The following is a 14,201-nucleotide window of genomic DNA, read 5'->3' on the forward strand; positions in this document are numbered from 1 at the left end:
GACTCGGGGTATGTCTGAACAGGAGTACCGCGTCGAGCACGACACGATGGGCGAGGTCCGCGTGCCGGTCGGCGCATTGTGGCGTGCCCAGACCCAACGCGCGGTCGAGAACTTCCCGATTTCCGGTCGAGGCCTGGAACGCGCGCAGATCCGCGCCCTCGGCCTGCTGAAGGCCGCGGCGGCCCGCGTGAACGCCCGCCTCGGCGTCCTCCCCGACGACGTCGCCGCCGCGATCGCCGCGGCCGCCGACGACGTCGCCTCCGGCGCCCACGACGAGCACTTCCCGGTCGACGTCTTCCAGACGGGCTCCGGCACGTCGTCGAACATGAACGCCAACGAGGTCATCGCCACCCTCGCCACGCGCTCACTGGGCCGTGACGTCCACCCGAACGACCACGTCAACGCCTCCCAGTCGTCCAACGACACGTTCCCCACGACCCTGCGCGTGGCCGCAACGGAAGCCGTGGTGACCGACGTCGTCCCGGCACTGGAACACCTGGAGTCGGTGCTCTCGCAGCGTGCTCTTGAGTGGTCCGACCTGGTCAAGTCCGGCCGCACGCACCTGATGGACGCCGTGCCGATCACCCTGGGCCAGGAGGCGGGCGCCTGGGCCGCCCAGGTCCGCTACGGCGTCGAACGCCTGAACGCCTCGATCCCGCGCCTGGCCGAGCTCCCGATCGGCGGCACCGCCGTGGGCAGCGGCCTGAACGCCCCCGACGGGTTCGGCGCCGCGGTCGCCGCCGAGCTCGCCACCGCGACCGGCCTCCCCTTGACCGAGGCCCGCGACCACTTCGAGGCCCAGGCCACCCAGGACGGCGTGGTCGAGATCTCCGGCCAGCTCCGCGCGACCGCCGTGGCCCTGTTCAAGATCGCCAACGACCTCCGCTGGCTCGGCTCCGGCCCCCGCACCGGCCTCGGCGAGCTCGCACTGCCCGACCTCCAGCCCGGCAGCTCGATCATGCCCGGCAAGGTCAACCCGGTGATCTCCGAGGCCACGATGATGGTCGTGGCCCAGGTCATCGGCAACGACGCCGCGGTCGCGTTCGCCGGCTCCCAGGGCAACTTCCAGCTGAACGTGATGCTCCCGGTGATCGCCCGCAACGTCCTGGAGTCCTCCCGCCTGCTCGCCGCCGTCGCCCGCCTGCTCGCCGACAAGGTGCTCGCGGGCGCCGAGGCCCAGGAGTCGCAGATGCGCGAGTACGCCGAGTCGTCGCCGTCGATCGTGACGCCGCTGAACCGCTACCTCGGCTACGAGGAGGCCGCCTCCATCGCCAAGCAGTCGCTGAAGGAGCGCAAGACGATCCGCGCGGTGGTGCTGGAGCGCGGTCACGTGCCCGGGAAGCTGAGCGAGGAGCAGCTGGACGAGGCGCTGGACGTGCTGCGGATGGCCCGCGGCGGACGTTGACGCCCAGGTCGTCCGTCGGGAGCACGGCAGGACCGGGTGCGCGGGGGCGTCGCTTCGACGACCTCCGCGCACTCGCGGCGGATCTGGCGCTGAGGGTGGAGTTCCCCAGAGGCTGGACGCGTCCGGTCCGTCGCGTCTACACGCACCTGATGCCGTTCAGCGGGCCAAGAGCAGGAAGGCCGTCAGCTTGGAGACGGCGTGATGCTGCAGCTAGGCACGGATGAGCTGACTTGGTGCGACCGTGAACCGGTCTCGGCCGGTCTCCGTTTCAACGCCCCGGGGACGCCGGGTCGAGATGGTGATCAGATCGCGGCCGCCGGCGTCGGCTTGGCGCGACACGATCTCGCAGTCCAGCTCGACTTCGACCGGGTACACCGCGTCGGGCGTCAGCCGGTCATCCGCATCGAACACCGGCGGCTTGTCGAAGAGGCTCCAGACCGCTCCGTCGGCGTCGGTGAGCTGAACCTCGACCCAACCCGGCTGAGGTTCGTCGCTCACCCAGCGCACCGCTTGGCATCTCACTCGTGTCATGCGGACGAGTATGACGGCCTGGAAGATCAGCTAGGCCGAAAACAGCAGGTCAGGAGTACATCGCGAGCCAGATGGCGATGTTGTGATCGCTGGGGTTTGTTGTAGGCGTGGATGTTGGTTTGCATGACCGTTGAGCTGCGGTTTCTTGCTCGATAGTTCTCACTGGTTTTCGACGCTTTGGGACGTCTCACGGCCTGGAGACGGCCTGGGAGTTGATCAACCACACCTTAGGCATCACCTCGACGCGAAGCCGATCGCAGCGCGTCGCGGTGGTGCCTTCGCGCTGTCCGGGGTCCCTTGCTCGGTGGCAAGGCGGCGTAGCCGTCGCGGCAGTCGATCGCCGTGCCCAGCTCGATCAGCCGGCCGTCCACGCGATCGTTCCGGCTAGGGTCGGCTGGTGGCTTCGTGGTTCTGGTTCCGTCGTCGGCGGTGCGCTGCCACGCCACCTCGTGGGCCGTGCCGCCGTGGTCGGCGGGCGGAGCGAAGCGGGAGCCCGCCGTACCCGGATGAATGCGGTCCATGCCGGCAGGCGACCGGTCCACCGCGCGCCGCCGACGGCGGCGCGCCTTGATCCAATAAAGCCGAATTCAGCAACAGTAAACACTGATACGCTGCCGCACAGTTACAGGCAAGGTGGAGAGATGCCACAGAACGAAGACTGGCGCAATGTTGCAAAGCTTCCGAACTTTCTCCTCAGCGCAGCACGCCGGGCCGGACAAGAGGCAATCAGGTCATTTCACGATACGCCGAAAGAAACCGATAGGTGCGCCCTCCATAGCGGACTTTCCCTTGAATACCTAGCAAAGTACTGCCTGACACTCACAATCCCTGTATTGATAGCCGACAGGAATTGCACTTTTGATACTTTGAGATATTTGACAGGAGCGATACCAGTAGCCAAAGTGGATCTACACAAGGTTCGCACAGTTAGCGGACCAGAAGCATGCAGGCGAGTGCAAGAGTTGCATCCAACATTTTCCTACACTGACCGATCAGACGGCGTAGTGTTTGACTCCAGAAATTCGGTTTGCCACACAGGTTTCATGGATAACCAGCATGCATCGCCAGCACTTCGCAGCTTCATTCGCCTCACTAGCGAGCTAATCGAAATAACCGGAGAACGATGGGATATCTTTTGGGGCCCGTCACACCGCGCCGCCAAAAGATTGCTGGACGAGGCGATTGACGAGATCCAAATCCGCCTTGATGCAAAACTTGATAGTGCGGCCAGAAGATTTCGCGACCTGAAGCGACGCTTTGGCCCCAGCCTCTCCGAGTACGTCTCAGTGGTAATGGTGAACATGCATGTCCGTCTGGCGCCGTCATTCGTCGAGTTTGAGAAGTGTAGAGTTTGCGGAAATGACGGCCTACTGTACGCAGATTATGACAAGTCCGAAGCTGTCGAACCCCCCGAACTCGAAGTCGGCGAGGCTCGCGAGTATGATAATTCGGTCGTACCGATCGAGTTCGACTGCGATATATGCGGCCTGAAGCTTGACGCGAACGAGATAAGACTGTTGCAACTGCGGAAACCATGGAAGGTCCGCACAACGGTGACACGACACAGCGCAAACGTTTACGAGTCCAACGTTGACAGCGCTACATAAGGTTAACATCAACTTAGAGCGGGATCGATTCCGTGTCAGTCGACTCTCAATGTCGGGCGTTAGCCACTCAACTAGGACAACAGGTTCACGCCATCGTGAGCACGAACCTCCACGCCGGAACCCCAGGCGTCTGCGACCCGCACAGCATAAGCAGGCGCCATTACTTCATGGATGTCTTTCAATGACATCCAGCAAATTTCGGTCGCTTCCTCCGTGACACAGCTTGGTTGATCAAGCGGAGTGCACCGGAAGACTAGCGCGACGATACCGCGCTTCATGTTCTTGTAGACACCAGTCAGACGGTCTACACGAACAGCGATTCCGGTCTCTTCCAAGATCTCACGGCGCGCGCCCTCCTCGAACGTCTCCGATATTTCGAGCACCCCACCTGGAGGCTCCCAGTGACCGTTGTCGCGGCGGCGAATGACAAGAACCTTGCCCTCGTCGTTCACGACGATTCCGGCAACACTCACGGAATGACGGGGCGTCTCAGTCATCGCCTGCACTTTCCCTCAGCAGACGAGTGTGGGAAACTGAACTCGTCTAGTCGTCTGTAGGAGTAGGTGACCATGCTCGATCTAGGAACTATAGACAGGTCCAGCGATCGGCCGCCGTACCGCCAGATCGCGGACATCCTGCGCGCGCACATCGATCACGGACGCCTGACTCCTGGCGAGCAACTACCCTCCGAAGCGACGCTGATCGACCACTTCGGGGTAGCCCGGATGACGGTCCGCGAAGCGATCAAGGAGCTGAGGACCGAAGGTCTCGTCGTCGCCCAGCATGGCAAGGGCGTCTTCGTGCGCTCCGCTCCCCCGGTCCGACGACTCGCCTCCGACCGGTTCGCTCGCCGACACCGCAAGGAAGGTAAGTCCGCCTTCATCGCTGAGGCCGAAGCGTCTGGCCACGTGCCGAGCGTCGACCAGATCCGCGTGACGAACGAGGTTGCCTCGGCGGACATCGCCGAACGCCTCCGCCTCAAGCCGCGGGAACGGGTCATCGTCCGGTCGCGGCGCTACCTGGCCAATGGCCGGCCGGTGGAGACGGCAACCTCGTACATCCCGGAGTCGATTGCCAAGGGCACGTCGATCACTGAGGTGAACACCGGCCCCGGCGGCATCTACGGCCGGATCGAGGACGCGGGGCACGAGCTGGCGCGCTTCACGGAAGAGGTGTCCGCACGGATGCCGACACCGGACGAGCGCAAGGCGTTGGAGATCGGCGCAGGAATCCCGGTCATGACCCTGGTACGCACGGCGTACGACACGAACGGCGTCCCGGTGGAGGTGTGCGACACAGTGAAGATCGCGCACTCCTTCGTCTTGGAATACGACGTCCCGGCGCAGTAGTCGCGCTTGCAAAAGCGAACAATCAGGAGGACTGATTGAACTCCTCTAGACGACTAGCTAACCTGAACTTGCCTAGAGGACTAGGTAACTCCAGTCCGGCACTACGGGCAACGACGTGAAGAGGTGCACAACATGGCTATCCCCGCTGGTCACAGGTTCCCGATCACCTTCGACGAGCTGTTCCCGCAGGGCTTCTTCGTCATCTCGGTGGAGCGGGCGAACGACTACGTGGACGGTAAGAGCAAGCCCGCCGTCTGCAAGCTGACGGGTCGTCCGGTGTGGACGGTGCAGGGGACGGACCCCTCCGCGAAGGGCAAGAACACCGGTCAGGTCGTGAAGATCGCGGCGGACCACCAGCCGGTTCCACCCGAGACGATGCAGGGCACGCCGTTCCGTCCTGCGGTGTTCACCGGACTGAAGGTCACGCCGTACGTGCGAGACGGCTGGGTCAACTACACGATCTGGGCCGACGAGATGCACTCGGCGATGCCCGCGAACCGTGGCGGGAAGGCCGCTCCGCAGAAGACCGACGCGTCGCCCACTGCGGCGTGAGGGGAACGGCTGTGATGTCTGTGGCAGAGCAGAAGGTGACCTGGGAGCGGGTCGCACAGGTGCAGTCGCTGAGTGAGGCGCACGACCTGTTGCCTCGGCTGATGCCGCGCAACGGTGCGAGTCCTGAGGAACTGCGGCGGTTCCACGAGAAGAGCGCGGCGGTCTATCTGAGGGTGGCTGAGATCGACCGGGGCCATCACCACGAAGCCCTGTACTGGGCCGACCGTGAAGCCCGACTGGCGCGAGAGCAAGGCAAGAGCTGACCTGACGGTCGCTCGAATGTGATCGACAACTGAATACCCCGTGTTGGTGTGTCGCGCGGGAAACAGCCGGAAGTCTTGGCGGGCCTCGGCTGTTTCCCCGTGATTCACACCGACTCGATCTGCCATGCATTCGTTGGGACACAAGGGGATTCGAGTCATGCAAAGGGTATCGCCACACACATGCACCGCGTCAAGCGGGACTCACCGGCAATCGGACTGGAAGTTGCCGAACGGTCGGCGTTGCCAGGTGTGCCACCGGTTCGGCATCTACGCGCCTGGACATATCAAGTGCTGTGCTTGCCTGGGCTGGTTGCCGCTCATCTTCGTCGCCGTGGTGGTCGTGAACGGCGGTGAGGCGTGATGTCCGGGAACCGCTGGGTTGATCCCGCGCCGTTCGAGGGCGTCCGGCCGCGCCTGCCGTGGTGGTTCTTCCTGCCCCGGTGGGTCAAGGTCGTATCACTGCCCATCGTCGCGGCGGTCCTGCTCGTCTGGCTGGTCGTGCGCCTGGTGGTTCTCGCCGTGCGGTACCCGGTCGCGGTGCTTTGCGGCCTCACGGTCTACCTGGTCCACCTCCACTGGGGACTGTGGGTGCTCGTCATCGTCCTGTTGAGCATCGCGTGCGCCCTGACGATCTGGGCCGGTCTTCATCGGCCGTCATTCGTGCGCCACGTGTGGTATCGCGTGCTGACGGAGTGGCGTCGCGCCACTGTCTACGCGCCTCAGTGGCGCACGGTGACGCGGCTCGCCGAACTCACGAAAGACAGCAGGGGCAGGGAATACCGGCCGAAGCTGCGTCGCGTGCGCTCGGAGGGCTGGCGGGATCGTGTGCGGGTGCGGATGGTTCCCGCGCAGTCTCCGGAGCAGTGGGAGGCTCGGCGGGACAACCTGGCGCACTCATTCAACGCGAAGTCGTGCCGGGTCCGGGTGTTGCGGCCTCGGGTGCTCGAACTCGACCTGATCCACTCGGACCCGCTCGCTCGCGCGGTCACCGTGCCTGAGCTGTCCGATGACGCGGCGGTGAACCTCAAGCGGGTCGTTGTCGGTGAGACGGAGACTGGCCGGCCGTGGTCGCTGCGTCTGCTGGGCTCTCAGCTGCTCGTCGTCGGCGTGCCCGGTGCGGGCAAGGGCTCTGTGCTGTGGTCGATCGTCTGGCAGCTCGCCCCGGCCATCCGCGCGGGACTCGTCCGCCTGGTCGGCGTCGATCCCAAGGGCGGCATGGAACTCGGACAGTGCCCGGACGCCTTCGCCAAGGTCGTCTACGACAACGGCCCTGACGCGGTCGCACTGCTGGAGGAGATCGCGGCTGAGGTCAAGGAGAGGGCCTCTCGCTACCGGGGTGTCCGGCGGCTCTGGGCGGCGCGGTCGACGGGTGAGCCGTTCACGGTGCTGATCGTGGACGAGCTGGCGGACGTGATCGCCTACCAGACGGACAAGAACCTGCGGGACCGCGCTACTCGTGCCGTTCAGACCATCACGTCGCAGGGCCGCGCTCCGGGCTTCGCGGTCGTCGCCCTGGTCCAGGACCCGCGCAAGGAGATCGTCGGCTTCCGCCACCTGTTCACGACCCGCGTGGCACTGCGCCTGGACGAGCCGGTTCAGGTGGACATGGTCCTGGGTGACGGTGTCCGGCAGCGGGGTGCGGCTGCTCACGAAATCAGCGAGAACACGCCCGGTGTCGCCTGGATCAAGCAGGACGGCCACAGGGAGCCGGAACGAGCGCGGGCTTTCCACGTCACGGACGCGGACCTGGTCGAGCTGTCCCTGTTCCTCACCGACGCGACGGTGCACGAGATCACCGGACGCCCCAACGATCCGGAAGGGATGGCAGCGTGACCGAGCAGTCCACATCAGACGCAACCGGCATTGTTCCCGCCGTTCCTCTCGACGTCGCGGGCATGACCTCGGCGGAACGCGCACGCCTGCCTCTCACGCTCGACGTGATCAAGGCGGCGGCTGAGCAGCACGGCGTGTGCACTCGGCCAGTGATGCGTGAGGTCGTCGACCTCGACACCGGTGAGGTTCGCATCGTCGCGGTGCGCTGCAACTCCACCCAGGCGAGCAAGTGCCCGGCCTGCGCGGACCGCAACCGGCGCTCCCGGATGGCCCAGTGTCGCGAGGGCTGGCACCTCGACCACGAGCCCGTTGCCGAGCGAGAAGCACCTACGGCCGATCAGGTCGCGCTGATCACCTACCGCTCGGACCTGACGGCGGAGTACCGCAAGGCAGAGGTTGAGGGCGCTCTCGACCAGGTGGAGGACCTGCGCGAGGCCATCCGGGAAGCGGACACCGACCTGCGCGGTGAGGGAGTCCGCAGGAACCTCCCCGCCGTCGAACGGCCGGCCAGAACCGCGCCGATCCGGTCCACCTGTCGGCGTCAGGACGCGCCCAACCTGCCTCGGCGCAGGGTCGACAAGCGCACGGTCGGACGAGAGTTTGCGGGCAAGTACCGGCCGTCCACGTTCGTCACGCTCACCCTCGACACCTACGGCAAGGTGCGCGACGACGGCTCCCCGGTGAACCCGGACACCTACGACTACCGCCGTGCGGCTCGGGACGCCGTGCACTTCGCGTCGCTGGTGGACCGGTGGTGGCAGAACCTCCGCCGGGTCGTCGGGTTCGACGCGCAGTACTTCGGCACTGTCGAGCCGCAAAGGCGAATCACCCCGCACGCGCACTTCGCCGTCCGGGGCTCGATCCCCCACCAGATCGTCCGCGACGTCACGGCGGCCACCTACCTCCAGGTGTGGTGGCCCAACCACGATGAGATCAAGTACAGCGGCACCCGGATGCCCGTGTGGGACATGCGCGTCAAGGGCTTCGCGGACCCTGACACGAACGTCCCGTTGACCTCGTGGGCGGACGCAGTGGCCAACCTGGACGCCCCGGCGCATGTGGCTGAGTTCGGCCGTCAGGTGCACTCCAAGGGCATCCTCGGCGGCACGGAGGAAGCCGGGCGGCACATCGGCTACCTGACCAAGTACCTCACGAAGTCGATCACTGAAGTCGTGGACGTCGACACCTCGGCTCGGGTCGCCGAGCACGCGGACCGCCTGGCCGCAGAGCTGGCCGTCACGCCGTGCTCGGATCGGTGCGCGGTCTGGCTCATCTACGGCGTCCAGCCCAAGGGCGCCCACTCGCGGATGACACCCGGCCGCTGCCGTTCCAAGGCTCACCGGCGCGAGACCCTCGGCCTGCCCGGCCGGCGGGTGCTCGTGTCACGGCGTTGGTCAGGGAAGACCCTCGCCGAGCACAAGGCCGACCGTGCCGCGTTCGTGAAAGAGACGCTGGCGGCTGCGGGCATCGTCAAGGAGGAGCCCGACCGGACACGCCTCATGTGGTCACCCGTCCGGGCCGGTGATCCACACGTCCCCGGCCGCGCCGAACTGCTCATGCAGATGATCGCGCAACGCCTCAGGTGGCGAGCCGAGTACGAGCAGGCCCAGGCCGTGATCGCGGCACTGCCTCGGCCTGCGCCGGATGTTTCAGCAACTCCAGCGATAGCCGCCTGATCCGGGGGGATCTGCATGTCGGACGTCGAACCGTTGTGGGGTGTGGAAGAGGTCTCGGCCTTCCTGAAGGTGCCGGTCAAGACCCTCTACCAGTGGAAGTGGCGGCGATATGGCCCGCCGGTGCGCAAGGTCGGCAAACACCTGCGCTACGTGCCCGCACAGGTGCGCCGGTGGGTTGAACAAGATCAAGCAGCGTAGGGAGTGCAGCGATGGGACACGTGCAAGATCGCTGGTGGAAAGAGGTCAAGGACCCGGAGACCGAGAAGGTCACGCGGGTGAAGACCGAGCTGTACGGCAAGGGTCTGCGCTACAAGGTCCGCTACCTCGACCCCAGCGGGAACGAGAAGAGCAAGAGCTTCCCGGACCGCCAGAAGAAGAGGGCGGACGACTTCCTGCTTGAGGTCGAGTCGGACAAGCGGGAGGGCAAGTACGTCGATCCCAAGGCCGGTGAGGTCAAGTTCGAGAAGTACGTCGAGACCTGGTTCGGCGGGCAGTCCCAGGACGCCGCGACGCAGGAGAACCTGCGCTACCAGGTCAACAAGCGCCTGGTGCCGTTCTTCGGCAAGAGCGCCATGAAGAGCATCGACATCCCGATGGTGCGCGGCTGGCTCACCGAAATGACCGAAGAGGGCCTGTCGCTCACCTATCAGCAACTCCTGTTCGACCGGCTGTCCTCCATCCTGAACGCGGCGGTGGAGGAGAAGATCATCCACTCCAACGCGTGCAAGGCGCGGAGCGTACAGCGGCCGTCACCGCCGGAGCGGCGGATCAAGCCCTGGCCGGAGAAGCGGTTGAACTCGATCCGACTGGCGCTGCCTGCCCGCTACAAGCCAGCTGCCGTACTCGGAGCCGGTGCGGGGATGCGTCAAGGTGAGGTCTTCGGCTTCTCCCCCGATGACATCGACCGGAACGCCCGTGAGCTCCACATCGTGCGCCAGGTGCGGATCGTCAAGAACACGCTGGTGTTCGCTTCGCCGAAGAGCAAGAAGGAACACAGCGTGCCAGCCGGTGACGGCGTCCTGGACGAGCTGGACGACTACATGGAGGAATTCCCGCCGGTCGCGGTCACGCTGCCCTGGGAGAAGCCGGACGGGAAGCTCGTGACGATCCGGCTGCTCATGACCACGCCGGACGGGAGCGCGTGCCGACGCCAGAAGTTCAACATGGGTGTCTGGCGTCCAGCGTTCGCCAGGGCGGGTCTGGAGTACGTGCCGCAGGACGACGGGATGCACGCCCTACGGCACCTCTACGCGTCCGCTCAGCTGGAGGGCGGCGTCTCGGTCAAGGCGCTCTCAGTGAACCTCGGACACCACGATCCGGGCTTCACGCTGCGCGTCTACACCCACCTGATGCCGTCCAGCGGCGACAAGAGCAGGAAGGCCGCCAACGCGCTCTTCCAGTCGAAGAAGCGGGTTGAAGACTCGAACACTGGCTGACTCAGTCAATCTGCGACCATAGCATCAGTCACGAGTGCTCTAACTGAATGATGTGGCTGTAACGAGCTACCGGCCTGCAGCGATGGTTGAGCTACCACGCGTCGATGGATTGGGGCAAGCATGGACGGGCTTTTGGGTTGTCCTTATTCGTTGCCGGATGACATGGACATCCTAGGCCAAGTAGATACCTTGCTTGCGGCAGAGACTAGCATCCGCGAAAGAATCACCAGCGCAGCCCAAAAGTTGCAGCAAACCGGTGTGCTGAAGCAGGCCTTGTCAGGTCAACGTGCCCGCGAGATCTACGAGAGCAACTCAATCGAGGGACTCGGCCCATCCCTGCCGGAAACAATCACCATTCTCGACCGCCCAGAAGCGAAACGTATTCGCGAGTCAGTCACCACCCTTCACGACCACATGTTCATCGACAGCGTCCAGAGCGACACCCATTTGGTGGACGTGCTCACTCTCCACGGAGCAAAGATCCTGGCTGAAGATCTACTCACGTCATGGCAAGCCGGGACGCCACTGACCGAGGTCGACATTCGTTCCATGCACAGTCTGATATGTGCTGGAGAAAGTTTCGCCGGCATGTACAAGCGCTACCACGTCAAGATCAGCGGTAACGGCGGACACGAGCCTGTCCTGCCGATCGATACGCCGGATGCGATGCGTGCCTACGCTGCTTGGCTTGCCGGCTCTGAAGGCACCCTGCCGCCAACCTTGCGCGCAGCGATCGCACACGCTTGGCTGACGCATATTCATCCTTTCGAGGATGGAAACGGTCGAATGGCCCGAATCATCGCCAACCTCATTCTTGCGAAGTCGCAGCTTCCACCCGCAATTATCGTTCACAAGAGCCAACGAGACGGATACATCGATGCACTCGCGCACAGCGATACAGGTGGCGACATCATGCCACTCACTGGACTTTTCGTGAAAACCATGAAGAGATTCGCGCGCGACATCGAGAAGCCTCAGCAACTACGCCGGATCTTGCGAGACGAGATCGCCCGCGAGAAGTCCAGCGCCTTCATTAAGTGGACCGGGGCGTTCGGTGAGTTCCTCGCGCGCTTGACCGGCGAGTTGTCAGTCCGAAAGATTCGAGTAGTCGAACTTTCACAACTGGATAACGAGTCGTTCGGGCTGCTGGCAGAGCAAGACGCGACAGGCGCGAAGTGGCTCCTTCGGCTGTACATGGATGATACCGAGCTTTTGGTCTGGATTGGATACTCTGACGTTCGCATCAATAGCCATATCGACTCGACCGTTCGGTTCCCGTCATTGTTCTTCTCAGTTCGCAACGATGGATACAGGATGAAGCCTTACCGGCCAGCCCGCCCAGGTGAGGTCGGCGGCTTGACCCAGGTATGTGTCGTCCCTGAAGCAACTGCACAACAAGTGTTCATTGTTGCTGATGATCGAGTCCGGTCAGGACGCACGTTGGATGCGGCGGCTGAGGTGGCGAATCGCATCCGCCACGGGTTCGAGGCACGTCGAACCGCCGCTGCCTAGTCACGATGGGACCGCTGACACGCAAGGCCGCCAACGCGCTCTTCAAGCCGAAGAGACGCACTGACGGCCTGGAGACGGCCTGACAAGATCAAAAAACCCGAAATCGCAGGTCAGGAGTACATCGCGAGCCAGATGGCGATGTAGTGGCAGATGGCCGCCACCACGGTCGCCGCGTGGAAGAACTCGTGGTACCCGAACACCTGCGGCCACGGGTTCGGCCACCGGGTCGCGTAGAACACGGCCCCGGCGGTGTACAGCAGCCCGCCGACGAGCAGCAGCACCAGAGCGGCTGCCCCGGCGTGGTGCAGCAGTTCGGGCAGGACGAAGACGGCCACCCAGCCCAGGGCGATGTAGATGGGCACGCCGAGCCAGCGGGGGGCGTGTGGCCAGACCAGTTTCAGGGTCACGCCGGCCAGTGCGCCGAGCCAGACCACCCAGAGCACGACGTGGCCGGTGTCGCGGTCCATCGCCAGCAGTGCGAACGGGGTGTAGGTGCCGGCGATGAACACGAAGATCATCGAGTGGTCGAGGCGCTTCATCCACGTGCGGACGCGTTCGGACTGCCACGTCACGCGGTGGTACAGCGCGGAGACGCCGAACAGGCCCACGACGGTGGCGCCGTAGACGGAGGTCGCCAGTGCGGCGAGGCCGGACACCGTGGAGGCCGCCAGCGCGATGAGCGTGGCACCGGTGGCGACGGAGACTATGAAGGACCAGAGGTGCAGCCATCCACGCAGGCGCGGCCGCAGTCCGGGCTGTGGGGGAAGAGGCGCAGCAGCGGTCACAGGACAACAGGTTACGCCACCGTAGGTTTCCGACCATGGATCAGTGATGAACTCCGCACGGCGTACGCTGTTCGGACGTGGCACTCCGCACGCGTGTGAAAGACGTCGCTATCCACCTCTACGAGTGGATTCTCCGGCGCGAGCTGAGCGGGACGCAGGTGCCCAAGCACGTCGGTGTCGTGCTCGACGGGAACCGGCGGTGGGCTCGCGAGGCCGGGTTCACCGACGTCGCGCACGGGCACCGGGCGGGGGCGCGGAAGATCCTGGAGCTGCTCGAATGGTGCGGTGACGCGAAGGTCGAGGTCGTCACGCTCTGGATGTTGAGCACGGACAACCTCAACCGGCCGTCCGACGAGCTCGCGCCGCTGCTGGACATCATCGCCGACATCACCGACGAGCTCGCCGCCGACGGCAACCCGTTCCGGGTGCGGCACGTGGGTGCGATCGACATGTTGCCGCGGGAGCACGCCGAGCGGCTCACGACCGCGGCGGCCAAGACCAGGGACCGCACCGGCATCCAGGTCAACGTCGCCGTGGCGTACGGGGGGCGGCAGGAGATCGCGGACGCGGTCCGCAAGCTGTTGCAGGCGCACGCCGAGCGCGGCGGGACGATCGAGGAGCTCGCGGAGGTCTTGGACGTCGACCACATCGCCGAGCACCTCTACACCTCGGGGCAGCCGGACCCGGACCTGATCATCCGCACGTCCGGGGAGCAGCGGCTGTCCGGGTTCATGCTGTGGCAGTCGGCGCACTCGGAGTTCTGGTTCTGCGAGGCGTACTGGCCCGGCTTCCGGCGCACGGACTTCCTGCGGGCGATGCGCGAGTACGCCAAGCGCCACCGCCGTTACGGCGGTTAGTGACCCGCACGCGGAACGGGGCGCCCACGGCGAAGGTGGGCGCCCCGTTGTGCGTGAGGACGTCAGCCCTCGAAGTTGACGTCGTCGCCGTCCACGATGCCGCCGGCGGCGCAGGTCTCGGTGATGCTCGGCGAGTTCACCGGCACGGCCACACCCAGCACGCCGACGTTGTTGCCGCAGACACCGACGACGGCGTCGACGTTGTTGCCGTTCAGCACGCTCAGCAGCCCGCCGTTGGACTGGTCGAAATCGGGGGCCGCGGAGGCCATGCCGACGCCGAGCATCATCAGGCCAGCCGCGGCGGCCGCAGCGGCACACGCCTTCTTCAGCATTTCTTCTCCTCGTGAACGGGTGCTACTGCCGGAAACGGTCCAGGGACGCCATCAAATGACGTC

15 protein-coding genes are annotated in these 14,201 nt (G+C 64.9%); 11 read left to right on the forward strand and 4 right to left on the reverse strand.

Annotation, left to right across the window (positions count from 1 at the left end; all coding sequences use genetic code 11):
* The first annotated feature begins 10 nt into the window (after positions 1–10).
* Positions 11–1,405, forward strand: a complete 1,395-nt coding sequence (locus tag ACZ7CF_RS10250; protein WP_470369422.1) for a class II fumarate hydratase — start codon at positions 11–13, stop codon at positions 1,403–1,405.
* 210 nt (positions 1,406–1,615) lie between these two features.
* On the opposite strand, the gene ACZ7CF_RS10255 is transcribed toward ACZ7CF_RS10250, so the two are convergent.
* Complete coding sequence (locus ACZ7CF_RS10255; RefSeq protein ID WP_470369423.1) at positions 1,616–1,903, reverse strand: hypothetical protein; 288 nt, start codon at positions 1,901–1,903, stop codon at positions 1,616–1,618.
* 674 nt (positions 1,904–2,577) lie between these two features.
* Here ACZ7CF_RS10255 and ACZ7CF_RS10260 point away from each other — a divergent pair.
* Complete coding sequence (locus ACZ7CF_RS10260; RefSeq protein ID WP_470369424.1) at positions 2,578–3,543, forward strand: hypothetical protein; 966 nt, start codon at positions 2,578–2,580, stop codon at positions 3,541–3,543.
* Positions 3,544–3,614: 71 nt separating this feature from the next.
* On the opposite strand, the gene ACZ7CF_RS10265 is transcribed toward ACZ7CF_RS10260, so the two are convergent.
* Complete coding sequence (locus ACZ7CF_RS10265) at positions 3,615–4,040, reverse strand: NUDIX hydrolase (protein WP_470369425.1); 426 nt, start codon at positions 4,038–4,040, stop codon at positions 3,615–3,617.
* Between the two features lie 72 nt (positions 4,041–4,112).
* On the opposite strand from ACZ7CF_RS10265, the gene ACZ7CF_RS10270 reads away from it, so the two are divergent.
* From ACZ7CF_RS10270 to ACZ7CF_RS10305, 8 genes are all read left to right on the forward strand, one after another.
* The gene (locus ACZ7CF_RS10270; protein WP_470369668.1) at positions 4,113–4,892 is read left to right on the forward strand and encodes a GntR family transcriptional regulator; all 780 of its coding nucleotides are present in this window, start codon (positions 4,113–4,115) and stop codon (positions 4,890–4,892) included.
* 132 nt (positions 4,893–5,024) lie between these two features.
* The gene (locus tag ACZ7CF_RS10275) at positions 5,025–5,444 is read left to right on the forward strand and encodes a hypothetical protein (RefSeq protein WP_470369426.1); all 420 of its coding nucleotides are present in this window, start codon (positions 5,025–5,027) and stop codon (positions 5,442–5,444) included.
* 20 nt (positions 5,445–5,464) lie between these two features.
* On the forward strand, positions 5,465–5,707 hold the full coding sequence (locus ACZ7CF_RS10280) for an AMED_5909 family protein (protein ID WP_470369427.1): 243 nt from the start codon (positions 5,465–5,467) through the stop codon (positions 5,705–5,707).
* A gap of 360 nt (positions 5,708–6,067) precedes the next feature.
* Positions 6,068–7,540 carry an FtsK/SpoIIIE domain-containing protein gene (locus tag ACZ7CF_RS10285; RefSeq protein ID WP_470369428.1) on the forward strand — a complete coding sequence of 491 codons (1,473 nt, stop codon included), beginning with the start codon at positions 6,068–6,070 and terminating at the stop codon, positions 7,538–7,540.
* Positions 7,541–7,602: 62 nt separating this feature from the next.
* Positions 7,603–9,216, forward strand: a complete 1,614-nt coding sequence (locus ACZ7CF_RS10290; RefSeq protein ID WP_470369669.1) for a replication initiator — start codon at positions 7,603–7,605, stop codon at positions 9,214–9,216.
* A 15-nt stretch (positions 9,217–9,231) separates the two neighbouring features.
* On the forward strand, positions 9,232–9,414 hold the full coding sequence (locus tag ACZ7CF_RS10295; RefSeq protein ID WP_470369429.1) for a helix-turn-helix domain-containing protein: 183 nt from the start codon (positions 9,232–9,234) through the stop codon (positions 9,412–9,414).
* Positions 9,415–9,425: 11 nt separating this feature from the next.
* On the forward strand, positions 9,426–10,652 hold the full coding sequence (locus ACZ7CF_RS10300; protein WP_470369430.1) for a tyrosine-type recombinase/integrase: 1,227 nt from the start codon (positions 9,426–9,428) through the stop codon (positions 10,650–10,652).
* Positions 10,653–10,772: 120 nt separating this feature from the next.
* Positions 10,773–12,164, forward strand: coding sequence for a Fic family protein (locus ACZ7CF_RS10305; RefSeq protein WP_470369431.1), 1,392 nt, complete (start codon positions 10,773–10,775; stop codon positions 12,162–12,164).
* 110 nt (positions 12,165–12,274) lie between these two features.
* Here the strand turns inward: ACZ7CF_RS10305 and trhA are convergent, their stop codons facing one another.
* Positions 12,275–12,949, reverse strand: a complete 675-nt coding sequence (gene trhA, locus ACZ7CF_RS10310; RefSeq protein ID WP_360386037.1) for a PAQR family membrane homeostasis protein TrhA — start codon at positions 12,947–12,949, stop codon at positions 12,275–12,277.
* A gap of 77 nt (positions 12,950–13,026) precedes the next feature.
* Here trhA and ACZ7CF_RS10315 point away from each other — a divergent pair, with 77 nt between their 5' ends.
* On the forward strand, positions 13,027–13,806 hold the full coding sequence (locus tag ACZ7CF_RS10315; protein WP_360386035.1) for an isoprenyl transferase: 780 nt from the start codon (positions 13,027–13,029) through the stop codon (positions 13,804–13,806).
* A 62-nt stretch (positions 13,807–13,868) separates the two neighbouring features.
* On the opposite strand, the gene ACZ7CF_RS10320 is transcribed toward ACZ7CF_RS10315, so the two are convergent.
* Entirely contained in the window at positions 13,869–14,138 is a 270-nt protein-coding gene (locus ACZ7CF_RS10320; protein WP_470369432.1) for a hypothetical protein, read from the reverse strand.
* Positions 14,139–14,201: the final 63 nt, after the last annotated feature.

It is taken from the genome of Lentzea sp. NPDC036955 (assembly GCF_055608005.1).

Bases quoted from the DNA above. Each gene is read 5' to 3' on its own strand.
- ACZ7CF_RS10265 (WP_470369425.1), bottom strand. From the start codon at position 4,040: ATGACTGAGACGCCCCGTCATTCCGTGAGTGTTGCCGGAATCGTCGTG.
- ACZ7CF_RS10250 (WP_470369422.1), top strand. From the start codon at position 11: ATGTCTGAACAGGAGTACCGCGTCGAGCACGACACGATGGGCGAGGTC.
- ACZ7CF_RS10320 (WP_470369432.1), bottom strand. From the start codon at position 14,138: ATGCTGAAGAAGGCGTGTGCCGCTGCGGCCGCCGCGGCTGGCCTGATG.
- ACZ7CF_RS10290 (WP_470369669.1), top strand. From the start codon at position 7,603: ATGACCTCGGCGGAACGCGCACGCCTGCCTCTCACGCTCGACGTGATC.
- ACZ7CF_RS10260 (WP_470369424.1), top strand. From the start codon at position 2,578: ATGCCACAGAACGAAGACTGGCGCAATGTTGCAAAGCTTCCGAACTTT.
- ACZ7CF_RS10305 (WP_470369431.1), top strand. From the start codon at position 10,773: ATGGACGGGCTTTTGGGTTGTCCTTATTCGTTGCCGGATGACATGGAC.
- ACZ7CF_RS10275 (WP_470369426.1), top strand. From the start codon at position 5,025: ATGGCTATCCCCGCTGGTCACAGGTTCCCGATCACCTTCGACGAGCTG.
- ACZ7CF_RS10270 (WP_470369668.1), top strand. From the start codon at position 4,113: ATGCTCGATCTAGGAACTATAGACAGGTCCAGCGATCGGCCGCCGTAC.
- ACZ7CF_RS10285 (WP_470369428.1), top strand. From the start codon at position 6,068: ATGTCCGGGAACCGCTGGGTTGATCCCGCGCCGTTCGAGGGCGTCCGG.
- ACZ7CF_RS10300 (WP_470369430.1), top strand. From the start codon at position 9,426: ATGGGACACGTGCAAGATCGCTGGTGGAAAGAGGTCAAGGACCCGGAG.
- ACZ7CF_RS10295 (WP_470369429.1), top strand. From the start codon at position 9,232: ATGTCGGACGTCGAACCGTTGTGGGGTGTGGAAGAGGTCTCGGCCTTC.